Origin of the sequence: Siminovitchia sp. FSL H7-0308, from assembly GCF_037980985.1 — a bacterium.
Taxonomy (GTDB): domain Bacteria; phylum Bacillota; class Bacilli; order Bacillales; family Bacillaceae_C; genus Siminovitchia; species Siminovitchia thermophila.
Window position 1 is genome coordinate 802,422 of record NZ_CP150282.1, and the last position, 22,363, is coordinate 824,784.

Consider the following 22,363-nt stretch of genomic DNA (forward strand, 5'->3'; position numbering starts at 1 on the left):
GAAGAGGGATGAAGTCATGGTAATCAACATAACGGATACAGCTTTAAAGGAGTTAAGGGAACTTGTGTTGGAGGAAGGAATTTATCCCCGGATAGACGCTGATATTTCGGGGGGCTGCGGTATGGCTGTCAAATGTAGAGTTGTTTTTGATGAACCGCGTCGAAATGATTCAATTGTAGAGTATGAACATATTCAGATTCGGCTGGACCGGTTTACAAAACGGATTTTACAGGAAGAAACAAATATTGATTTCACTGAAGAACTTGGCTTTTTTATCAACGAGAGCTTTGTTGCCAGTGATTGTATGATCGAAATCGTATAGGTTCAAAAATGAGAGAAGGGAACAGTATCCAGCTCCTTTCTCTCTTTTTTATGGCTATTGAGGCGTTTTTTCAAATCCGGATGCAATGAAAGGATGGGCTGGTCTCCACATTATGCATCATTGGGCCCTGACGGAGCTCCCCAAAACAGCTTTATTCACATAAACTACTTCTGCGAGTTAACGTCAACTGTGAGACAACGGGAAGCGCCATTTTAAAAGCAAAAAAGTTTGCAGAGGCATATTTTCCTCCGCAAACTTTTCAATCATTATTTAGCTATTGGTCCACCCAGTTGTTTGATGAGTTTATCAACATGTGAAAACTTGGAGAAGTTTTGATCGAACTTGCCAGCCAATTCTTTGGCTTTCGCATAGTAGGCTTTTTCATCAGACCAGGTTTTGTTTGGTTGAAGTACTTCATCAGGCACTCCAGGAACGTGGAGTGGAATAGAGAGACCAAATACTTTATCTTGAACGGTTTCAACGTTTTCTAATTCTCCATTTAGCGCTGCTTGAACCATGGCGCGTGTGTAGCTTAAATTCATTCTGCTGCCGACTCCATATTCTCCGCCGGTCCAGCCTGTATTAACGAGGAAAACCTGGACTCCGTGCTCATCAATTTTCTTTCCGAGCATTTCAGCATATCGTGCAGCCGGGAGCGGTAGGAATGGCGCTCCGAAGCATGTCGAGAATGTCGCTTCAGGTGATGTAACGCCTCTTTCTGTTCCAGCGAGCTTGGACGTGTACCCGCTCAAGAAATGGTACATGGCCTGCTCCTTTGTTAACTTGCTGATTGGAGGCAGTACGCCAAAAGCATCGGCAGTTAAAAATACGATAACAGAAGGATGGCCGGCGATGCTTGGTTCAACGATGTTGTCGATTGCCTGGATTGGATAGGCCGCTCTTGTGTTTTCCGTCAGCGTTGTGTCATCATACAGCGGTTCGCGTGAATCCGGATCAACAATGACATTCTCTAAAACAGAACCAAATGTAATGGCATTATAAATTTGCGGCTCTTTTTCTACTGATAAGCCTGCCGTTTTTGCATAACAGCCGCCTTCAACGTTAAAGACTCCGTTTGGAGACCAGCCGTGCTCGTCATCACCGATTAACCGGCGGTTTGGATCGGCAGACAATGTCGTTTTGCCTGTTCCGGACAATCCGAAGAATAATGCTACATCGCCCTCAATTCCAACGTTGGCCGAGCAATGCATCGATAAGATGTCCGCTTCCGGGAGAACATAGTTCATGACAGAGAAGATGGATTTCTTCATCTCTCCCGCATACTCTGTTCCACCGATTAAAACAATTTTTCGTTCGAATGACACGATAATAAACGTTTCTGATTTTGTGCCGTCAACTTCAGGGTTCGCTTTGAAGCCTGGAGCTGAAACAACAGTAAATTCAGTTTGATGTTTTGCAAGTTCTTCCGCGGAAGGGCGTATAAACAGCTGATGGGCAAAAAGATTATGCCAGGCATATTCATTCACGACTTGGATCGGTAAACGGTACTTTTCATCAGCTCCGGCAAATCCTTTAAAAACAAAAATTTCATCTCTTGATTGTAAATATTTGATCACCTTCGTGTAGAGCTTTTCAAATACATCTGAAGAAATGGGCTGGTTAACGGAACCCCATTCAATTTTGTCTTTTACAGATGGTTCCTCTACAATAAACTTATCCTTAGGGGAACGGCCTGTATATTTTCCTGTTTCGGCGCGCACAGCACCTGATGCAGTAAGAATTCCTTCATTGCGGTTTAATACTTTTTCGACCAGCCGAGGAACTGATAATTGTAAATGAACGTTTTGCCCATTTATTAATTGAGTTAATTCGCTTTTGATGCCTATTGAACTCATTCCTTACCCTTCCTTTGTTTTGATTTTTAAGTTTTAGGTACTTGAGAATTAGTATAACACATTTAAATGAATAGTCTATACTATTTTTGAAGATTTCATGAACATGGGCTGGCATTTCATTATATACCCTATTTCTTTAAAAAAAGCCAGAAAAGACTCTTTTTCATGAAAATATCGCCCGATTTTCCAAGATCTTTATATAATTAAGGGTTCCCTGTTGACATCGTTTTATCATTTAGGTTATGATTTTATAATGAATGGATACTCTTATCCTGAGATGGTGGAGGAAACAGGTCCTTTGAAGCCCGGCAACCTGCTATGAGCAAGCGAGTATGCTTGACGAATAGAAAGGTGCTTACCTGTAGCAAGGTCGAAAGCCTTGGACGATAAGAGTGAAAGGCTCGAACACGATGACAAAACCTTTCCTCAATGATTTACTGTGGGGAAAGGTTTTTTTGCTTTATTTGGCAAGTTCGCATGAAAATGCTTCATATGAAGCATTTTCTATTGGATCCATTATTTTTATTGTTAAAAGGAGGAGCTTTGATGTCCAAAAATCGGCGGTTATTTACATCTGAGTCCGTTACTGAGGGACATCCGGATAAAATTTGTGATCAAATATCTGATGCCATATTGGATGCCATCCTTGCCGAGGATGCAAATGCCCGTGTGGCTTGTGAAACATCCGTTACGACCGGGCTTGTTTTAGTTGCCGGGGAAATTACAACATCTACTTATGTTGATATTCCAAAGATCGTTCGCGACACTTTGAAAGGCATTGGGTATACACGTGCAAAATACGGCTTTGATGCCGAGACATGTGCGGTCATTACTTCGATTGATGAGCAATCGCCTGATATTGCTGCGGGGGTAGATGTCGCCCTTGAAGCAAGAGAAGGAGAAATGAGCGATGAAGAAATCGAAGCGATCGGAGCAGGAGACCAAGGGCTTATGTTCGGCTATGCATGCAATGAGACGAAAGAGCTGATGCCGCTTCCCATATCGCTGGCTCACAAGCTTTCAAGGCGGCTGGCTGAAATCCGCAAGAACGAAGTGGTACCGTACTTGCGTCCCGACGGAAAAACGCAAGTAACGATTGAATATAACGAAGACGGAAAGCCTGTTCGTGTGGACACGATTGTCATTTCGGCCCAGCACCATCCAGAAATTACCTTGGAACAAATTCAACAGGATATAATAGAACATGTCATTAAGCCAGTCGTGCCTCCCGAATTAATGGATGATAAAACCAAATATTTTATCAATCCGACGGGACGCTTTGTTATTGGGGGACCTCAGGGAGATGCGGGGTTAACAGGAAGAAAGATCATCGTCGATACGTATGGAGGCTATGCCCGCCATGGAGGCGGCGCCTTTTCCGGAAAGGACCCAACGAAGGTAGACCGCTCTGCGGCCTATGCCGCAAGATATGTGGCGAAAAATATCGTGGCAGCGGGTGTTGCGGATAAATGTGAAGTACAGCTCGCGTATGCGATTGGTGTCGCCCAGCCTGTTTCCATTTCAGTAGACACGTTTGGCACCGGAAAAGTGGATGAAGAAACACTTGTAAAAGCGATTCGGAAAACCTTTGACCTTCGCCCGGCAGGGATTATTAAAATGCTCGACTTGCGACGTCCTATTTACAAGCAAACGGCTGCTTACGGCCATTTTGGCCGGACGGATATCGACTTGCCTTGGGAGAGGACCGATAAGGCTGATGCCCTTGTCAGCTTAACTTCTGTGTAATTTGATGCAGCGGAGCCGCATAAGTGCGGCTTCGCATTTTTTTACCTGAAAGAGCCAAAAAATTGTGTCATTGACATCAGTTATTGATGTGGGAGAATAGTTAATTAAGTAAGAAATATTTGGCATTGGGGGAATGATGATGAAAAAAAGACATACCTTTGTTGAATTGAGGGAATTTTTCGCCGATGGAACATGTGCTTGTGAGTATCCGAATTTGGGAACGAAAGAGCGAAAAAGAAGTAAGAAGGTGATAAAAAATGCTTAAACTTCCTGTCATCGTAGCGCCGATGTTTTTAGTATCAACGCCCAAAATGGTTATTGAAGCGGGGAAGTCGGGCGTCATCGGTTCCTTCCCGCTTTTAAATGCTCGTCCTGCTGAAGTATGCGCGCAGTGGCTTGAAGAAGTGAATAAAGGCTTGGCGGGAAAGGCTTGGGCTGTAAATTTGATTTGTCACAGAAAAGCAAATAAACGATATGATGAAGATATTGAGTTAATCCGGACATATCAACCGCCGATTGTGATTACATCTCTGGGAAATCCCGGTGAAGTGCTGGACATTGTACATGGATATGGCGGACTTGTTTATTCGGATGTTGCTCATATCAGCCATGCGAAAAAAGCGGCACATATAGGAGTAGATGGATTGATTTTAGTATGTGCTGGCGCCGGAGGGCACGGTGGTACGCTGAATCCGTTTGCTTTTATCGCGGCGGTAAAAGAATTTTATGATGGAACAATTATTTTGTCGGGGGCGATTTCTACGGGGAAGGATGTTTTGGCCGCGCGAGTAATGGGAGCTGATTTTGCCTATATGGGCACTCGTTTTTTGGCTGCGCATGAAAGCAATGCGGATGATGAATATAAAAACATGGTGCTTCAGTCCACCATTGAAGACATTCTTTATACAGATGCTTTGAGCGGAGTCCACGCGAATATTCTGATTCCCAGCCTGATCAAGGAAGGGATTGATCCAGAGACATTAAAGCCGAACGAAAAGGTGGATTTATCGCATTTGGTTAACGTGAAAGCATGGCGCGATATTTGGTCTGCGGGCCAGGGAATCACCACTGTCAAGAAAAAGGAAACAACGAGGGAAATTGTGGAAATACTGTTAAAAGAATATGAGGAAGGAAAAGCGGACTTATTACAAAACGAATTTAGAGTAAAAATAGACTAATTGCTGAAACAACGGATCATACGAGAGGGCCGTTCACATATTGTCTCTCTCTTTTTTGCCAGGCAATATAATTTTGATTCGTTTATATCTGCAAATGAGGAGGAAATAATGTTAATATAAGTAAGGTATTGCTTGAATTTAATTAGAGTAGGTGACACACAATGTGCGGTTTTATCGGTTGCATCCATGAACAAGCAACAGAACAAAATGATTCAGAGAAGAAATTGTTGAAGCAAATGAACGATTTAATCGTCCACCGCGGTCCGGATGATGAAGGCTTTTTTTCTGATGAACATATCCGTTTCGGATTTAGGCGGTTGAGTATTATCGATATAGAAAGTGGAAGCCAGCCCTTATCATATGAGAATGACCGTTACTGGATTATCTTTAATGGAGAAATATACAATTTTGTCGAATTGCGTGAGGAACTCGTAAAGAAAGGATTTTCCTTTGAAACGGAATCGGATACGGAAGTCATCCTTGCCCTGTTCAGCGAGTTAAGGGAAAAAGCGGTTGAGCGTTTGCGCGGCATGTTTGCTTTTGTCATTTGGGACAAAGAAAAGCAGGAGCTGTTTGGCGCGCGCGACCCATTTGGAATCAAACCATTTTTTTATTTGGAAAACGATGAGGAGACATTTTTTGCTTCAGAGAAAAAGAGTATTTTGCTTGCGATGGAATCCAGTGAGTTACATTTGGATTCATTACAGCAATACATGACTTACCAGTTTGTGCCTGAACCGGAGACGATGACGAAAAACATTCGAAAACTGGAACCGGGACATTATTTTACAAAAAAGCCTGGAGGGCCCTTGAATATCGCCCGTTATTGGAAAGCAAACTTTTCCCCTGTCGGACACCGTTCGCAGGAAGAGTTTATCAAAGAAATCCGGGATGTGCTGTTCGACTCGGTTAACATTCATATGAGAAGTGATGTTCCTGTCGGATCTTTCCTGTCAGGCGGAATAGATTCATCATTAATTGTATCAATTGCCAAACAATTCCACCCGAATATTAAAACATTCTCCGTCGGTTTTGAAAGGGACGGATTCAGTGAAATTGATGTGGCAAAAGAAACAGCCGATCGTCTAGGAGTGGAAAACATCAACTATGTTATTTCTCCTGAAGAATATATGAACGAGCTTCCCAAAATTATGTGGCATATGGATGACCCGTTAGCGGATCCTGCGTGTGTTCCTTTATATTTTGTCGCGCGTGAAGCGAGAAAGCACGTCACCGTTGTTTTATCCGGAGAAGGAGCCGATGAACTCTTTGGAGGTTACAACATCTACAGGGAGCCACAATCGTTGGAGATGTTCAATAAAATCCCCGATGTCGGAAAAGCTTTGTTAAGGTCTTTGGCCAGCGCTCTTCCTGAAGGTGTAAGGGGAAAAAGTTTCATCGAACGCGGTGTTACTCCAATGGAGGAGAGATATATTGGGAATGCGAAAATGTTCTCTGAGGAAGAAAAGCGGTCTTTACTCGTCAAATACAACGGAGCCGTCGACTTTCGCGATGTAACAAAGCCTTTGTATGCTGAAACGGCCGGGTATGATCCGGTTGACCGGATGCAGTATATTGACATCCATACATGGATGCGCGGGGATATTTTGCTGAAGGCGGATCGGATGACGATGGCGCATTCTCTTGAATTACGGGTGCCTTTTCTTGATAAAGCAGTGTTTGATATCGCTTCGAAGATTCCGACATCGTTAAAAACAGCCGAGGGTACGACAAAGTACATATTGAGAAAAGCGGCGGAAGGAATTGTGCCGGATCATGTACTTAACCGGAAGAAGCTTGGATTTCCAGTTCCGATCCGGCATTGGCTGAAAGCCGAAATGCATGATTGGGCGGTTGATCTCATTAAACAAAGTGAAACCGGCCACTTAATCAACAAACAGTATGTACTGGATTTGCTGGATGAGCATTGCCGCGGCAAGTTGGATCATAGCCGTAAAATTTGGACAGTACTTGTCTTTATGGTATGGCATGGAGTGTTTGTAGAGGAAAAATATGATTTTCAAAAAGAAAAAAAGGCAGCCGTTTCAGGATCTTAGTCTCCTGAATATGTAAGAGCTTGGCTACCCATTTGCACCCATGATTTTTCGAAATCTCTTATGGGTGCTTTTTTATTTTTCTTTCCTGTTAACGGGTCGTTGAAATAGACATATTTTTCATCGTAACCGGTAATCAGGACGGAATGTTCTTTCATGGTGATTTTGACTGGGCCTGATTTTGTTTCCCACGTTTCAAAATAGGAATCATCCAGTTCACGGTATTCGGCATTAATGATGACCCAGACCGGCCGGCCGGTTGAAAGGGGAATCTTTAATTCTTCGAACGATTGCCCAGTCAAGTTGACCATTTTTCCAGGAAGGTATTTTTCTCCGAGTTCCATAATCGGCCCGTGGTAAACGCCAAGGCCCGGCTCGCTGAATGTATACATATTTCCAACAAAGCCTTCGTTCGGATTTCCGAAATACACTTTGCCGTTTTTTACAGTGCGGGGCGTGGGATCTTTCTTTATTTCTTTTGCGAGTTTCATTTTGTCGGTAGAGACTCCCGCACTTTCCAAAAGCATGGAAAGGGCAGTTACTTCACAGCCGCGGGGCAGTTCGGGCATCTGATTCACAACGGGGGCGTCTATTAACACCTGATCTTTAATGGGGATGATTTCCATATTCCCGCTTTTTGTTCCTCCTTGAAAAGCGATCGCCTGATTGCTTTTCGGGGATTGAACCGTGTTAAATAATACAAATATGAAGGTTGCTGCTGAAAGCAACACAGCAATCGTATAGCCCCATGAATCCCGTTTAAAATAAAGAAACAGCAACACGAGCAGCAGTGAAGGGATCATAATATACAACACTGATGTATTCATTTTTTTATCACCCGTCTTAAAACAATTCGTTTGAAATGCTTATTGTTTTAATCGGCATAAATCATGAAAGCTTAAGGTGAAGAACCGTCAAATATGTGAACATTTACTTTTTTTGCAATGATTGATAGTAAACCCCTTTTTCCGCATACTCCCTTGAAATTCTTTCCATCTCCGCCCTGTCGGCATCGGTGACCTCGCGGATCACTTTTGCCGGACGGCCAAAGGCGACCGTGTTTGGGGGGATTACTTTTCCTTGGGGAACGAGGCTTCCGGCTCCAATAAAGGCGCCTTCCCCGATTTCCGCCTGATCCAATAGGATGGACCCCATGCCAATAAGGGCTTTTTTTCTTATAATACAACTATGGAGGATCACTTGATGTCCCACTGTCACTTCATCCTCGATAATAAGCGGGTTCCCGGGACTTTGATGCAGTACAGAGTTGTCCTGGATATTTACTTTTTTACCGATGATGGTTGGGGCAACGTCCCCGCGAATGGTACAATTAAACCAAACGCTTGATTCCTCCCCGATGACGACATCTCCAGTGATTGTCGCATAGTCCGCTATAAAGACGGATGGCGCGATTTGCGGTGTTTTTCCATTGTAAGGGTAAATAGCCATAATAAAACATCCTTTCTTGCCATTAATGTATATCGCTTTAACTGGCAGTAAGCCCATATCCAAAATTCGATGTGAAGTAGGGCAACTGGCAGTAAGCCCTATTTCAAGAAAACGAGAATGGAAAGTATGGGATCAACAGCCAGTAAATGCCCGATTGGTTCAGCGAACAATCAGCAGACGAAAGTCCGCAGTTTGAAGTTTCACTGTACCCCTATCTTAACGAAAATGACGGAAAAAGTGTTAAAGAAGACTCATTAAGTAGAAATACGGGGAGAGTATACGTATGATAGAAGAAGGAACTTTCACATTGGTTTATCAAACAGCCAATTTATTGTTCTTGAAAAATACAGGCAAGGAGTTTACAACATGAGGAAATGGGAAGCTGTAGGGCAAGCCCGTGGCGTTATCGTACTAGTTCATGGCGCTATGGAGCACCATCGGCGGTATGGATGGCTCATAGAAATGTGGCGTGTGAACCATTTTCATATTGTAACGGGGGATCTGCCGGGACAGGGGCTGACGACCCGCTCGCACCGGGGCCATATCGACTCTTTCAATGAATATATTATCGAAGTGGAAAGCTGGATCGAGGAAGCTGAAAAATATGAATTACCCGTATTCCTTCTTGGCCATAGCATGGGTGGTTTGACAGTGATCAGGCTTCTTCAGGAAAGAAATATAAAGCCGGCAGGCGTCATTCTTTCATCTCCTTGTCTCGGTCTTGTGGAATACCCGTCGTTGACGATGAACGCCTTATCTGTCGGGTTGAACTGGATTGCCCCAGAGATCAAGGTAAAGAGCACTTTAAATATTGATATGGCTACTAGAAACGAGGATGTGAAAGACCGGGCTTTAAACGATAGTTTATTTGTTACAAAGGTATCTGTCCGTTGGTATCGTGAACTTTTAAAAGCCATGAAGGCGGCTTTCACACACATTTCAACCTTTCCTGATGTTCCTCTTTTGGTTATGCAGGGCGGGGATGATAAAATTGTAGATAAAGCAGAAGTGGTCGAGTGGTTCAATCAGCTATCGGTTACGGAAAAGATTTATAAAGAATGGCCGAATTGCTTTCACGAAATCTTCAATGAACCTGAAAGAGAGCTTGTATTTGAATATGCAAAGAACTTTATTCACAACGAGCTGCTTCTGATAGAGTATAATGGTAACGAATGAGGTGATGTCAAAACATGTTGCCAACGCATCCAATTACATTAATGAATAAAGTATACCGCCAAATTATGCCGGCTGTTCATGAGGAGCTCGGTTACTGGAAACAACGTGCGGACGAGATACCAAATAGAGAGCTCCGACAGCAGGCTTTGGCAAGCATTGAACATAAAACGTTTCATTGTGAAGGCGGGTCTATCATGGCATTGGCTGCGCTGGAAAAAAAGCGGGATGTAATTAAATTTATCGTCGCCTACCAAACAATCAGCGACTACCTGGATAATCTTTGTGACCGGAGTACTTCTCTTGATCCAAAGGATTTCGCGGCGCTTCATGAAGCAATGGAAGACGCGTTGACGGTTGGTGCAACGGAACGGGATTATTATCGCCATCGGCAGGACCGGGATGATGGCGGTTATCTCGTTGATTTAATGAAGACGTGCCAATCTGTTCTTGAAAGAGTCCCCCATTATGAAACGATCAAACCCCATTTATTTGAACTATGTACGTATTATTGTGATTTGCAAATACATAAACATGTTCGTACGGAAGAACGGGAAGACCGTTTAAAAAATTGGTTTGCTCAATATGAGCACGGATTGCCAAAGATGGGATGGCATGAATTTTCCGCTTGTTCGGGTTCCACTTTGGGGATTTTCTGTCTAGTATCTTACGCCATGCGGCACGATTTTATGGATGAACATGCCCATATGATACGTGATGGGTATTTCCCCTATATTCAGGGTCTTCATATTTTGCTCGATTACTTTATCGACCAGGAGGAAGACCGAAAAGGGGGGGACTTGAATTTTTGTTTTTACTATAAAAACAATGAGGAAATGTTAAACAGATTCATCCACTTTTTGGACGAGGCCGACAAACATACGAATAATCTTCCAGACAGGAAATTCCATCGCTTAATCAATAGGGGCTTGCTCGGTGTCTATTTATCAGACAATAAAGTCCACAAACAGGAAAATGTCAAGTCGATGGCCAGAAAAATGATGAAGCGGGGCGGTTTCATCAGTTACTTTTTTTATTGGAACGGGCGGGCCTACAGGGCTGTCCAAAGAATGCTGATGGGAACATCCAAGCAACTTTCTTCATCCATTAAATAACGGGAAAATGGTCTCCGCAGGCAATAGGAAGGAGATGTCCAATAAGTCGACTTTTCGGCTTCGGACGCTCCTCCTAAAACGTTATGATTTCAATATATAGAGAATATATTCTTTTTGAACAGATTAGGGCTGTTTTAACATTTTTATATAGCGAACTTAACAAAGTTATTGCTAAGCCATTGATCAGGAGACGAGCCCCCACCTAATTTCGTTGAAAGCTCCGAATATGCAGGGATATAGGCTGGGCTTTATGATGAACATTTGGACAGAGGAAAGAGATTGGGACAAAATCGTATAAAAATGAATAACCGCATGAAATCAATTTGGTACTTACCCCCGAAAGTTAGAGTAGAAAATCTAATTTTCGGGGGTGTTTTTATGGCTAAATATAATGAGGAATTTAAAATAAAGCTTGTCACCGAGTATTTATATGGCAACCTAGGATATAAATCATTGGCAAAAAAATATAATATGGGTAGTGAAACACCAATAGTTGAATGGGTGAAAGTGTATAAATCTCAGGGAATGGATGGGTTAAAAAGAAAGCAAACTAGGGAAATGTATCCTGTCCAATTTAAATTAGATACGATACAATTTGTGTTAAAGACAGGTGCTTCTTATTTAGAAACTGCTGTTCAATTTAAGTTGAACAACCCTTCCTTAATTAGACGCTGGATGAAAGAATTTAAGGAACAAGGTGTAGAAGGCCTGAAACCAAAGGGGGAGTCTTCTATGTCCAAGAAACCCAATAAACCAAAGAAAAAGGAAGAAATAAAGTTAACACGTGAAGAAGAGCTGGAACGTGAGAATGAACTACTAAGGCTAGAAAATGCGTATCTAAAAAAGTTGCGAGCTTTTCGGGAGAATCCGAATGCCTTCCACGAAAAGCACAGGCAAAGGTGGCATTCGAACTCAAAGAAGAAGGATTCCGATTAAAACATATTCTCCTTGTTGTGGGTATTCCTGAAGCAACCTATCACTATCATGTAAAAAACTTTGGTAAAGAAGATGCTGATGCAGAAATAAAAGAACTCATTAGACACCTATTTAAGCAATTCCATGAACGCTATGGTTATAAACGAATCACAAAAGAATTAAAGAAATTAGGACATTGCGTTAATCATAAAAAAGTGTATCGACTTATGCGGGAATTAAGTCTGAAATGTGTTAAATTTATGCGGAAATCTCGGAAATACAACTCCTATAAGGGAAGGGTTGGAAAGGTAGCGAAAAACCTTCTATCCCGCCGTTTTAACACATCTATTCCTCTTCAAAAATTAGTAACTGACATTACAGAATTCAAATGTCTAGGCGAAGAGAAGTTGTATTTAAACCCTATTCTAGACCTTTATAATGGAGAAATTATTTCGTTTGGAATTAAGAAACGTCCAACATTGGATCTTGTCATGGAACCTTTAGACGAAACAATTGAGATCATAAAGAATCACGCAACCTACCGTACTACCGTCCACTCGGATCAAGGGTGGCATTACCAACACAAACAATGGGTTAAAACATTAAGGAAAAATAAAGTATTCCAAAGCATGTCACGTAAAGCAGCCTGCACAGACAACGCCTCGATGGAGAATTTCTTTGGCATTTTAAAGCAAGAAATGTATTATGGGGAAAAACTAGTAAGCTATGAGGAGTTAAAAAGGAGAATAGAAGACTATATCTACTGGTATAACAATGAACGATCCAAAGAAAAATTGACTGGACTAAGTCCGGTCCAATACCGAACTCAATCCAGCCAATCAGCTGCATAATAAAAACTCTAGCTTTTAGGGGTAACCACCTTTTAAAACCTTGATTTCACGCGGTTTTATTTTGGCGCTTTGGGCAAAAAATGTCATAACGCTAATAACTGTATGGAATGGCCTAAATTTTTTTCGGCAAATAGAAATGAATGAGGAGGAAATCAAGATGAAAAAAAGACAGGCAATATGCCTGTGAGATAAGACGACCCATGGAACGGACAAACTTGCTGTGAAATCAGAGGAAACTGGTAGCCATGGGTTGATCCAATAAAATAAAAATGATCAATCACAAAGGATATTGCAATCCCCGCTTCGTAGCAGACTTCCGCTCAAATGACAGTAGTTGCTGTCATCTTCCACCAAAGCCATAAGAAAAAACGGCAAGACTACATCAGACTGTCCCTCTTATCTTTTTTCAAAAGCAAGTACGAAGGGCGCATTGTTTTTTAAGTTGATAAAAGCATATTGCAGGACATGCACCATGTCTTGATCAAGGTTTTGTGAAAATTTTAACAGCTCGTTCCGCTCTTTTTCCCCTTCTTTATGCCCATGGTAAACAACGAGAACAATGATTCCGCCTGGAGCCATCATCTTCAGCAACTGTTTCACAGCCATGATCGTCGTTTCCGCTTTCGTAACGATGGATTTATTCCCGCCAGGCAAATAACCGAGATTGAACATGGCTCCGCTTAGGCTGCCATGGATTTCTTCAGGGATTGTAGCGGAAATGTTTTCGTGGCCTGTCTGAAACAAGGTAACCCGTTCAAGAAGTTCTCGTTCCTGCAACTGCTTTTTGGTATTAGCAATGGCTTCTTCTTGAATATCATAGCCAAATACTCGGCCAGTGTCTCCGATAAGCTGTGCCAAAAAAAGTGTGTCGTGGCCATTTCCAACTGTCGCATCCACTACAAAGCCACCTGGTCGAACAACCCTCTGCATGACGGTTCTTGTAAAAGAAAGTACACCTTCAAGATTCATGGTTTAGCTCCTCCTAAGGCATTCATACAAAATTGTAACATAACCGTCAAGATTTGAGTATATACTACAGGAAGACGAGCTATATGCCGTCGAAAAAAGGGGAGGATTGTTAAATGGCTACCAGACAGTCGATTGAACACTTTATCAACCGTTGTGAAACAGCCATTATCAATGCGGAAGAGCAATACGACCTGGGCAGCAGGCAGGAGCACCACTATGATATAGAGTATAGTGATGCCATGCAAGAGCTTGAAGCCATGCTCGTACAGCTCCGAAAAATATCTGACAGCGCCAACCCGGAGCAGCGTGAACGGCTCCACAGAGTGCGCTTGAAGATTCAGCAGTTGCAAAACAAAATGATTCTCCTTAATCATGATCGTCCAGTATACAGCACGTGGCATTAACAAGAAGACAGGCTGAATGCGGCCTGTCTTTTTACATAAAAACCGGAGACAACACCCTGGATTGGTTAAATAGGAATGAAAGTCGTTTCTGAATAAATAAGGGAGAATCTTGGGTATCTGAAGCCCATCCATCTGAATAGAATACGCAGCCCCAATATAGGCTTGAAAACCTGTCTAAAATTGTCTACAATGGGGAATAAAGATAATAAAATATGTTAAAACGGTAACGAAGGACCAGTATTGATGTCACCCTGTTTTCAGAGAGTTGGCGGCAGGTGGGAGCCAACCAGGATCATCAGGAACTCCCCTTTCGAGTTGCAGGTGTGAAAGAAAACGGTTTATCCCGATTTTTTCCGGTAATGCTTGCCGTTCTCTGCGTTAAGGAACAATCAAGTGAGTGAGCTATACGCTAAAAATGGGTGGTACCGCGGGAGAAATCACACCTCTCGTCCCAGGAATATTACCGGGATGAGGGGTTTTTTTATTTAGTATAAGGTAGGAGGCATCTCGATGAGTTACAATCATAAACAGATTGAACAAAAATGGCAACGTTATTGGGAAGAAAACAAAACGTTTAAAACGACTGAAAATGAAGGAAAAAAGAAATTTTATGCTCTTGATATGTTCCCATATCCGTCGGGAGCAGGGCTTCATGTCGGGCATCCGAAAGGATATACGGCATCGGACATTCTTGCCCGTATGAAGCGAATGCAAGGATACAATGTCCTCCACCCGATGGGGTGGGATGCGTTTGGTCTTCCGGCTGAACAATATGCGATTGATACTGGAAATGATCCAGCCGAGTTTACGGAGCATAATATCGATACATTCCGGAAACAAATCAAGGCGCTCGGCTTTTCTTATGATTGGGACCGGGAAATTAACACGACCGATCCATCCTATTATAAATGGACGCAATGGATTTTTCTCAAGCTGTTTGAACATGGCCTTGCTTATATTGATGAAGTTCCGGTCAATTGGTGCCCGGCGCTTGGAACCGTCCTGGCCAACGAGGAAGTCATTGATGGAAAAAGTGAGCGCGGCGGGCATCCCGTTGAACGCCGGCCGATGAAACAGTGGATTTTAAGAATTACGAAATATGCGGACCGCCTGCTTGAAGATTTGGATGAACTCGATTGGCCCGAAAGTATTAAAGATATGCAGCGCAACTGGATCGGCCGTTCCGAAGGGGCGGAAATCACCTTTTCCATTGCCGGTCATGCCGAAACGTTTACGGCTTTTACAACTCGTCCCGATACATTGTTTGGTGCGACATATGCCGTGCTGGCTCCAGAACATCATCTTGTTGCCAAAATTACCACTCCTGAACAAAAGTCAGAAGTGGAAGCTTATATAGACAACATTAAAACAAAAAGCGACTTAGAAAGAACAGATCTTTCCAAAGAAAAAACGGGCGTATTTACAGGTGCTTATGCCATTAATCCGGCAAACGGTGAAAAAATGCCCATTTGGATCGCCGATTATGTATTGGCTTCCTATGGAACTGGCGCTATTATGGCCGTGCCTGCACACGATGAGCGGGACTATGAATTTGCCCGGAAATTCGGGTTGGAAATTAAAGAAGTCGTTTCCGGCGGAAACATTGAAAAAGAGGCCTATGTTGGCGACGGCCTTCACGTAAACTCGGGATTCTTGGATGGTTTGGGCCTTGATGAAGCCATCGAAAAAATGAATGACTGGCTGGAAAAAGAAGGACATGGCAAAAGAAAAGTCACATATCGCTTGCGTGACTGGTTGTTTAGCCGCCAACGTTACTGGGGAGAACCGATCCCGATTATCCATTGGGAGGACGGGACAATGACGGCTGTTCCCGAAGAACAGTTGCCAGTTTTACTGCCTGAAACAGACGAGATTAAACCATCGGGAACCGGTGAGTCGCCGCTTGCCAATATTACTGACTGGCTTCATGTGGAAGACCCGGAAACCGGGAAGAAGGGCCGCAGGGAAACGAATACGATGCCGCAATGGGCCGGAAGCTGCTGGTATTTCTTGAGATTCATTGATCCTGACAACGACAAGGAGCTTGCCGACAAGGAATTATTAGAAAACTGGCTTCCAGTCGATGTTTATATTGGCGGCGCGGAACATGCCGTACTACACTTGCTATACGCCCGTTTTTGGCATAAATTCTTATATGATATCGGAGTTGTTCCGACAAAAGAACCGTTCCAAAAACTGTTTAACCAAGGGATGATTCTTGGAGAAAACAATGAGAAAATGAGTAAATCAAAAGGGAATGTCGTCAATCCGGATGATATTATTGAAAGCCATGGAGCAGATACACTCCGGCTCTATGAAATGTTCATGGGCCCTCCTGAAGCATCCGCTGCATGGTCAACGACCGGACTTGACGGTGCCCGTCGTTTCCTTGACCGTATTTGGCGCCTTCTCGTTGCCGAAAATGGTCATATTACGGATAAAATCAGTGATCAAACAGGCGGACAGCTTGAGATAGTGTATCATCAAACGGTCAAAAAAGTAACGGAAGACTTTGAAGCAATGCATTTTAACACTGCAATTTCCCAATTGATGGTGTTCATCAATGAATCATATAAAGCAGAAGTACTTCCAAAAAAATATATTGAAGGCTTCCTGAAACTGTTATCCCCGATCGCTCCGCATATGGCGGAAGAGTTGTGGCAAAAGCTTGGTCATAAAGAGACGATTTCCTATGAACCGTGGCCTCAGTACGACGAAGCAAAACTCATTTCTGATGAAGTGGAAGTCGTTGTCCAAATCAATGGAAAAGTAAGGTCCAAATTGATTGTTTCTCGTGAAGCAAGCAAGGAAGAGCTAGAAAAAGCCGCTAAAAACGATGAGAAAATCAAAGCACTCATAGAAGGTAAGACTATTAGAAAAGTGATTGCAGTACCAGGAAAATTAGTCAATATCGTTGCGAACTGATGATGAAAAGTCTCCACTTCCGGAGGCTTTTCTTTATTGTTATAATGTTAAAAGATTTCTTGATGGGAAGGTGTCAAACATGAACATAAAAACGATTACGCCTGATGAGGTAAAAGAACGGCTTCAAAAAGGAGAAACGTTACATTTAATTGACGTAAGGGAAGATGAGGAAGTGGCTGAAGGAATGATTCCGGAAGCAGTTCATATCCGCATGGCGGATATTCCGGATCATCTTGACAAACTGGAATCGAAAAATGAATACATTTTTATTTGCAGATCTGGGGGCCGAAGCGGAAAAGTTTGTGAATATCTGCAGCTACAAGGATATGAGCATGTAGTCAACATGGTTGGCGGCATGCTCAAATGGACCGGAGAGCTGAAGCAGAAGCGCTAAACATTTCCTAAGACAGGCATAAAGTCTGACTATTATGGAAACAATGGTTGAAAAAACAAAGAGGTGGAGACAGTGCTTCAGGTGAAGCTGTTCGATTGCGAGCACGAACAGGATCTCGAAGAGGAGATGAATAACTTTCTAAGCGGTCTGGACAGAAAACACATTGTTGACATCAAATACAACATTGCGATGCTTGGGGAAGCAGGAGATGAACAAGTATATTGCTTTAGCGCCATGGTCATGTATGTTCGCTGACAGCGGATTAGGAAGATAAACCTTATTGTAAGTCGGCAAAATAAAACGGTGAGTCTGGGACATAAGAAATATGAAATAGCAAAAACCCGAACAATTCATTTATAAATTGTTCGGGTTATTTGTGTAAAAAATCCCTATTATCGCTACGTCAACATATTTCGCTTTTCGCTGGGCTCTTCAGCTTCCTCGGAAAGCAAAGGTCGCTTTCCTGCGGGATCTTCAGCTCGAGCTATTCCCGCAGGAGTCTACCTATGTTGACACGCTAAAAGCTTGCGTATGATAACACTAGGACAATTTATCCGGCATGTAAGGTGCCGTAAGCCTCCCACTACAAAATCTTGAGTGAATACAAAAGGTCTAAGTGGTAGAAACGGCACCTAAATGCCCGATTGGTTTAACTAACATTCAGTAGGAGATGGAAGAAAACTCCTACTGAATGAAGTTTCACTTTATCCCGCATGTAAGGTGCCGTAAGGACTCCCACTTCAAAAGCTTGAGTGAATACAAAAGGTCTAAGTGGTAGAAAACGGCACCTAAATGCCCGATTGGTTCAACTAACATTCAGTAGGAGATGGAAGAAAACTCCTACTGAATGAAGTTTCACTTTATCCCGCATGTAAGGTGCCGTAAGGACTCCCACTTCAAAATCTTGAGTGAATACAAAAGGTCTAAGTGGTAGAAACGGCACCTAAATGCCCGATTGGTTCAACTAACATTCAGTAGGAGATGGAAGAAAACTCCTACTGAATGAAGTTTCACTTTATCCCGCATGTAAGGTGCCGTAAGGACTCCCACTTCAAAAGCTTGAGTGAATACAAAAGGTCTAAGTGGTAGAAAACGGCACCTAAATGCCCGATTGGTTCAACTAACATTCAGTAGGAGATGGAAGAAAACTCCTACTGAATGAAGTTTCACTTTATCCCGCATGTAAGGTGCCGTAAGGACTCCCACTTCAAAATCTTGAGTGAATACAAAAGGTCTAAGTGGTAGAAACGGCACCTAAATGCCCGATTGGTTCAACTAACATTCAGTAGGAGATGGAAGAAAACTCCTACTGAATGAAGTTTCACTCTATTGTTCGTTTTTTTATCAGTTGATTTAGTTTGGTCCCAGGCCCTTTCCTTTTTTCGATAAAGGACATCGTACTCGACTGAACCTTTCTTGCGCAAATCTGGTCATGATGATAACGAGGAATCTTGCCCATAAGACCGTTCCTTCCACAAATTTGATAACGATAAAGGAAAAATCCATGCCTGAATGATGTTATTTTCGTCATTCGATAACGATAAAGAAAGAATTGTTCCTGAGTCAAAAGTCCATAATGAATTGTTATTTATCACCATTCAAAAGCAATGTTATATTCAAATGTAAGCGAATACATAAAATACCACATTGCGCGGATAATTCGGAATATAATGAAAATAAACGCGAAAAAATTTCTACATGATCGCTATGTAATCTTTCTTCAGTGTATTTGTTCTTTTTTTCCCAGTTCGATCAAATTGCTTTGTATGAAGTGACAACAGTATTTCACTGTTACCGGGAGGGGGTGCAAATGGGCATGTTGATCAATGGGAAACGTTCGTTTCACTATTTTATGTTTGAACATGGACTTGTCTAGAGAAAAAATGTTTTTGTATTTCATTCATGAGACACAATAGAAATGGAAGCGGGTGTTTGAATGAGTAAAAACAAATACAGCTGGTTATCAACGTTATTTTCAATGGTCCTTATCGTTACTTTTGGCTTTTCGGCTCCGCCCCAACCTATTTTAGCCAGTACGGATGATAATACCGGGTATGAACCAGAAAATCCCGGTGTACAGCCTGAGCAAACTGCCGAAGGAGACTACGGCATGGTGGTTACGGCCCATCCACTTGCGTCAAAGATTGGGGCAGAGGTTTTAAAAAAGGGCGGTAATGCAGTAGACGCAGCTGTCGCCATCCAATTTGCTTTAAATGTTGTGGAACCAATGATGTCCGGAATTGGTGGCGGCGGCTTTTTTATGTACTACGATGCTAATAAAAAAGATGTGTCCATTATCAATAGCCGAGAACGAGCCCCAAGTGGGGCAACACCAGATATGTTTATGGATAAGAGTCAAGTTGTAGAAGGTAAAGGGAAATTCCTGATAGGAGCAAATGAGTTAAATAATAACGGCGGAGAACAATTCCATATTGGAGAAGTCCATGTCAATGATTTGAGTTCAAATCAAAATATGTTCACATACCATTTTGAAGGAGATGAAGGGGAGTGGAATCCTGAAAAATTTCAAGTCTTTGAAAGAGGAACAACGTTAACATTAGATCAAGATGGAGGAAGCATTCATTTTGGTTCTGAGAAAGCAGATGGTGAAAAAAAATCTTTTGCACAAGCCGTCTCTGTAATGGATGAGATTGCGGAAGGCGAGTTACTGATTCGATTTAGGACAGATGATCCTGGGGATGACAGAAGAATTCGATTATGGTTACGTGCTGATGAGTTTCAATCTGCCAACACTACATTTGTCAAAAATGGCTATGGAATTGAAATTGACACGAAAGCAAATGAAGTGAAATTGATTCAGTCTAAAGGATCAAACAATACCACATTACAAAAATACAAAGTTGAGCAATCAACAGATTGGCAGTGGTTAAGATTTCAAGTTGCCAATAACAAATTGAAAGTTCGGACATGGAATCATCATTTGGAAGAACCGGAAAAATGGAATATAGACACAATGATGGGAACCGTCATTCCTTTTTCTGAAAGAGTACAAAGCGGGCTTTCAGTTGGAGTTCCCGGAACATTAAAAGGGTTGGAAGCGGCTTTAAATCAATGGGGAACAATGTCTGTAGCTGAACTTATTTCACCTGCAATCAAATTAGCTAAAGATGGGGTGAAAGTAAACTGGGCAGTAGCTGCGGCGATAAGCAGTAACCAGGACAAACTATCACAAGGAGCGGCAAAGGATGTATTTTTGCCTGGTGGCCAACCTTTAAAAGAAGGCGATTTACTCATTCAAAAGGATTTGGCTCGCACTTTTACATTAATCAAAGAACATGGTACAGATGTGTTTTATAAAGGAGAAATCGCGGATGCCATAGCTAAAATTGTACAAAAAAATGGGGGCTCAATGGCTCCTGGTGATGTTCACAAATATGCTGTGTCGTACCATAAACCGGTGTGGGGAGATTATCTAGGCTATGATATCGCATCCATGCCCCCGCCGAGTTCCGGCGGATTGACAGCATTACAAATATTAAAAATGTATGAAAAAATGGATATGACTAAATATGGGGTAAGGTCCCCCGAAAAATACCATTATATGGCGGAGATTACACGATTAGCTTATGCAGACAGAGCGGCCTACATGGGAGACCCGGAATATGTCGATGTGCCTGAAAAAGGATTACTAAGTGAAAACTATATTGATAAAAGAATCAAAACAATTCAGTCTGATAACGCAAATTCGGAAATTCAGCAAGGTGATCCTTGGGAGTATCAGGATAAAGGAACGGCAATGACCATTGATCAATCAAATGAACAACAGGATGATAAGGTTGACGGTGAAACAACTCATTTCACGGTAGCAGATCGGTGGGGGAATTTCGTTTCTTTTACAACAACCATTGAGCAACTATTTGGATCAGGAATCATGGTGCCTGATTACGGAATAGTTTTGAACAATGAGTTAACTGATTTTGACGCAACACCGGGAGGCGCGAATGAAGTTCAAGCGAATAAGCGACCATTAAGCAGCATGACACCTACGATCGTTTTAAAAGATGGAAAACCCTTTATGACAGTCGGTTCGCCTGGAGGAACGACTATTATTACTTCAGTGGCACAAACGATATTAAATGTCATTGGTTATAAGATGGACCTGAAAGACGCCATTGAAGAGCCGCGTATTTTTACAAATTCTTTTCCGACCATTCGTTGGGAATATGGTATTCCAAGTAATGCCCGAGAAAAACTGCAACGAAGGGGACATAAATGGGAGCCTGCTCCTAAAGAAATTGGAAACGTAAATAGCATTATCGTTGATGAAAAGAGAAATCTTTTTATTGGGGCCGCCGATTCTACAAGAGAAGGTTCAGCAATTGGCCTTTCAGCGCAAGACTTCATTGATAAGTCGGGATTACAGAAAGCGATTGATAAAGTCAAAGCGGAAAAACGAGATACATCCGCCTATACGAAAGCAAGCTGGAAAGCGTTCCGGGATGCACTGCGACATGCCGAATCTATATTACATGACGAACAGGCGACCCAGGACGATATAAACAAAGCATTACAAGTGTTAAATAGCGCCAGAGAAGGATTGGAATTGTTAGGCGAGGAGAAAGAAGAATTAAAACCTGGTAAAAAGGACACGACGGATGCAGGTGAAAGCAAGTTGCCAAACACCGCAACAAATATATTCAACTGGTTCATTGTCGGGCTAGTACTGTTCTTAGTTGGCGGCCTTCTAATATACAGACATAGAAAGTAAAAAATGACTAAAAGAATGGAAGACGGACAGGTGTAACGATTTGGCAACGAGAACTATCTTTACGGTTGCTGATGGATTTGCCATTTACCGATGATCCAATGTTACAGGGATTGTTAAGTAAGTCGACGGTGTTACTTCCTTCCGCAAATCCTGATGGGAGAGCAGCAAACACACTGAGAACTGCAGGTGGATTAACTTGAATAGCGATCATATGACACCTGAGATTCATGTCGCTTGCCATAGGCTTTATGAGTGGTAACAGTGATTTTTTGTAATGGAAGCT

17 protein-coding genes, 2 pseudogenes, 1 riboswitch and 1 other annotated feature are annotated in these 22,363 nt (G+C 42.4%); of the genes and pseudogenes, 15 read left to right on the plus strand and 4 right to left on the minus strand.

Going from position 1 to position 22,363, the window contains the following annotated elements; translation table 11 throughout:
• Positions 1-16: 16 nt before the first annotated feature.
• Positions 17-322 carry an iron-sulfur cluster biosynthesis family protein gene (locus MHB50_RS03845; protein ID WP_339162058.1) on the plus strand — a complete coding sequence of 102 codons (306 nt, stop codon included), beginning with the start codon at positions 17-19 and terminating at the stop codon, positions 320-322.
• 266 nt (positions 323-588) lie between these two features.
• On the opposite strand, the gene pckA is transcribed toward MHB50_RS03845, so the two are convergent.
• Positions 589-2,178: a phosphoenolpyruvate carboxykinase (ATP) gene (pckA, locus tag MHB50_RS03850; protein WP_077110895.1), complete on the minus strand. Its 1,590-nt coding sequence runs from the start codon at positions 2,176-2,178 to the stop codon at positions 589-591.
• Positions 2,179-2,442: 264 nt separating this feature from the next.
• A riboswitch (SAM riboswitch) is annotated at positions 2,443-2,571 on the plus strand.
• 153 nt (positions 2,572-2,724) lie between these two features.
• Here pckA and metK point away from each other — a divergent pair.
• From metK to asnB, 3 genes are all read left to right on the plus strand, one after another.
• Positions 2,725-3,924 (plus strand): methionine adenosyltransferase, encoded by a 1,200-nt coding sequence (metK, locus tag MHB50_RS03855; protein ID WP_340084878.1) that lies wholly within the window; start codon positions 2,725-2,727, stop codon positions 3,922-3,924.
• A gap of 257 nt (positions 3,925-4,181) precedes the next feature.
• A complete protein-coding gene (locus MHB50_RS03860; RefSeq protein ID WP_077110891.1) occupies positions 4,182-5,102 on the plus strand; it encodes a nitronate monooxygenase in 921 nt (306 codons plus the stop codon).
• 161 nt (positions 5,103-5,263) lie between these two features.
• Entirely contained in the window at positions 5,264-7,159 is a 1,896-nt protein-coding gene (gene asnB, locus MHB50_RS03865; protein WP_340084879.1) for an asparagine synthase (glutamine-hydrolyzing), read from the plus strand.
• Here the strand turns inward: asnB and MHB50_RS03870 are convergent.
• A complete protein-coding gene (locus MHB50_RS03870) occupies positions 7,156-7,983 on the minus strand; it encodes a C39 family peptidase (protein WP_339162067.1) in 828 nt (275 codons plus the stop codon). The two genes, asnB and MHB50_RS03870, sit on opposite strands and share 4 nt — an antisense overlap.
• 103 nt (positions 7,984-8,086) lie before the next feature.
• Entirely contained in the window at positions 8,087-8,605 is a 519-nt protein-coding gene (locus tag MHB50_RS03875; protein WP_077110886.1) for a gamma carbonic anhydrase family protein, read from the minus strand.
• Between the two features lie 366 nt (positions 8,606-8,971).
• Here MHB50_RS03875 and MHB50_RS03880 point away from each other — a divergent pair, with 366 nt between their 5' ends.
• The 4 genes from MHB50_RS03880 (at position 8,972) to MHB50_RS03895 (ending at position 12,659) form a co-directional block, all read left to right on the plus strand.
• Entirely contained in the window at positions 8,972-9,781 is an 810-nt protein-coding gene (locus MHB50_RS03880; protein WP_077110884.1) for an alpha/beta hydrolase, read from the plus strand.
• A gap of 14 nt (positions 9,782-9,795) precedes the next feature.
• Entirely contained in the window at positions 9,796-10,893 is a 1,098-nt protein-coding gene (locus tag MHB50_RS03885; protein ID WP_340084880.1) for a tetraprenyl-beta-curcumene synthase family protein, read from the plus strand.
• 378 nt (positions 10,894-11,271) lie between these two features.
• Positions 11,272-11,829 carry a transposase gene (locus MHB50_RS03890; protein ID WP_340084555.1) on the plus strand — a complete coding sequence of 186 codons (558 nt, stop codon included), beginning with the start codon at positions 11,272-11,274 and terminating at the stop codon, positions 11,827-11,829.
• Positions 11,793-12,659, plus strand: coding sequence for an IS3 family transposase (locus MHB50_RS03895; protein WP_340084881.1), 867 nt, complete (start codon positions 11,793-11,795; stop codon positions 12,657-12,659). The genes MHB50_RS03890 and MHB50_RS03895 overlap by 37 nt, the downstream gene beginning before the upstream one ends.
• A 396-nt stretch (positions 12,660-13,055) precedes the next feature.
• Here the strand turns inward: MHB50_RS03895 and MHB50_RS03900 are convergent, their stop codons facing one another.
• Positions 13,056-13,628 (minus strand): class I SAM-dependent methyltransferase, encoded by a 573-nt coding sequence (locus tag MHB50_RS03900; RefSeq protein WP_077110880.1) that lies wholly within the window; start codon positions 13,626-13,628, stop codon positions 13,056-13,058.
• A gap of 113 nt (positions 13,629-13,741) precedes the next feature.
• Here MHB50_RS03900 and MHB50_RS03905 point away from each other — a divergent pair, with 113 nt between their 5' ends.
• The 7 genes and pseudogenes from MHB50_RS03905 (at position 13,742) to MHB50_RS03935 (ending at position 22,080) form a co-directional block, all read left to right on the plus strand.
• Entirely contained in the window at positions 13,742-14,032 is a 291-nt protein-coding gene (locus MHB50_RS03905; RefSeq protein WP_077110878.1) for a YtzC family protein, read from the plus strand.
• A 214-nt stretch (positions 14,033-14,246) separates the two neighbouring features.
• Positions 14,247-14,489: a binding site (T-box leader), on the plus strand.
• Between the two features lie 53 nt (positions 14,490-14,542).
• Complete coding sequence (leuS, locus tag MHB50_RS03910) at positions 14,543-16,957, plus strand: leucine--tRNA ligase (protein WP_340084882.1); 2,415 nt, start codon at positions 14,543-14,545, stop codon at positions 16,955-16,957.
• Between the two features lie 79 nt (positions 16,958-17,036).
• The gene (locus MHB50_RS03915) at positions 17,037-17,351 is read left to right on the plus strand and encodes a rhodanese-like domain-containing protein (protein WP_077110874.1); all 315 of its coding nucleotides are present in this window, start codon (positions 17,037-17,039) and stop codon (positions 17,349-17,351) included.
• Between the two features lie 72 nt (positions 17,352-17,423).
• Complete coding sequence (locus MHB50_RS03920) at positions 17,424-17,606, plus strand: sporulation protein Cse60 (protein ID WP_077110872.1); 183 nt, start codon at positions 17,424-17,426, stop codon at positions 17,604-17,606.
• Positions 17,607-19,458: 1,852 nt separating this feature from the next.
• Positions 19,459-19,707 (plus strand): annotated as a pseudogene (locus MHB50_RS03925) (gamma-glutamyltransferase); the annotation flags it as partial.
• Between the two features lie 633 nt (positions 19,708-20,340).
• A pseudogene (gene ggt, locus MHB50_RS03930) lies at positions 20,341-21,708 on the plus strand (gamma-glutamyltransferase); the annotation flags it as partial.
• A gap of 33 nt (positions 21,709-21,741) precedes the next feature.
• Positions 21,742-22,080: an FIVAR domain-containing protein gene (locus tag MHB50_RS03935; protein WP_340085283.1), complete on the plus strand. Its 339-nt coding sequence runs from the start codon at positions 21,742-21,744 to the stop codon at positions 22,078-22,080.
• Positions 22,081-22,363 lie beyond the last annotated feature (283 nt).

Bases quoted from the DNA above. Each gene is read 5' to 3' on its own strand.
- MHB50_RS03860 (WP_077110891.1), top strand. From the start codon at position 4,182: ATGCTTAAACTTCCTGTCATCGTAGCGCCGATGTTTTTAGTATCAACG.
- MHB50_RS03900 (WP_077110880.1), bottom strand. From the start codon at position 13,628: ATGAATCTTGAAGGTGTACTTTCTTTTACAAGAACCGTCATGCAGAGG.
- MHB50_RS03880 (WP_077110884.1), top strand. From the start codon at position 8,972: ATGAGGAAATGGGAAGCTGTAGGGCAAGCCCGTGGCGTTATCGTACTA.
- MHB50_RS03885 (WP_340084880.1), top strand. From the start codon at position 9,796: ATGTTGCCAACGCATCCAATTACATTAATGAATAAAGTATACCGCCAA.
- MHB50_RS03915 (WP_077110874.1), top strand. From the start codon at position 17,037: ATGAACATAAAAACGATTACGCCTGATGAGGTAAAAGAACGGCTTCAA.
- leuS (WP_340084882.1), top strand. From the start codon at position 14,543: ATGAGTTACAATCATAAACAGATTGAACAAAAATGGCAACGTTATTGG.
- MHB50_RS03845 (WP_339162058.1), top strand. From the start codon at position 17: ATGGTAATCAACATAACGGATACAGCTTTAAAGGAGTTAAGGGAACTT.
- MHB50_RS03905 (WP_077110878.1), top strand. From the start codon at position 13,742: ATGGCTACCAGACAGTCGATTGAACACTTTATCAACCGTTGTGAAACA.
- MHB50_RS03870 (WP_339162067.1), bottom strand. From the start codon at position 7,983: ATGAATACATCAGTGTTGTATATTATGATCCCTTCACTGCTGCTCGTG.
- MHB50_RS03875 (WP_077110886.1), bottom strand. From the start codon at position 8,605: ATGGCTATTTACCCTTACAATGGAAAAACACCGCAAATCGCGCCATCC.
- metK (WP_340084878.1), top strand. From the start codon at position 2,725: ATGTCCAAAAATCGGCGGTTATTTACATCTGAGTCCGTTACTGAGGGA.
- pckA (WP_077110895.1), bottom strand. From the start codon at position 2,178: ATGAGTTCAATAGGCATCAAAAGCGAATTAACTCAATTAATAAATGGG.
- asnB (WP_340084879.1), top strand. From the start codon at position 5,264: ATGTGCGGTTTTATCGGTTGCATCCATGAACAAGCAACAGAACAAAAT.
- MHB50_RS03890 (WP_340084555.1), top strand. From the start codon at position 11,272: ATGGCTAAATATAATGAGGAATTTAAAATAAAGCTTGTCACCGAGTAT.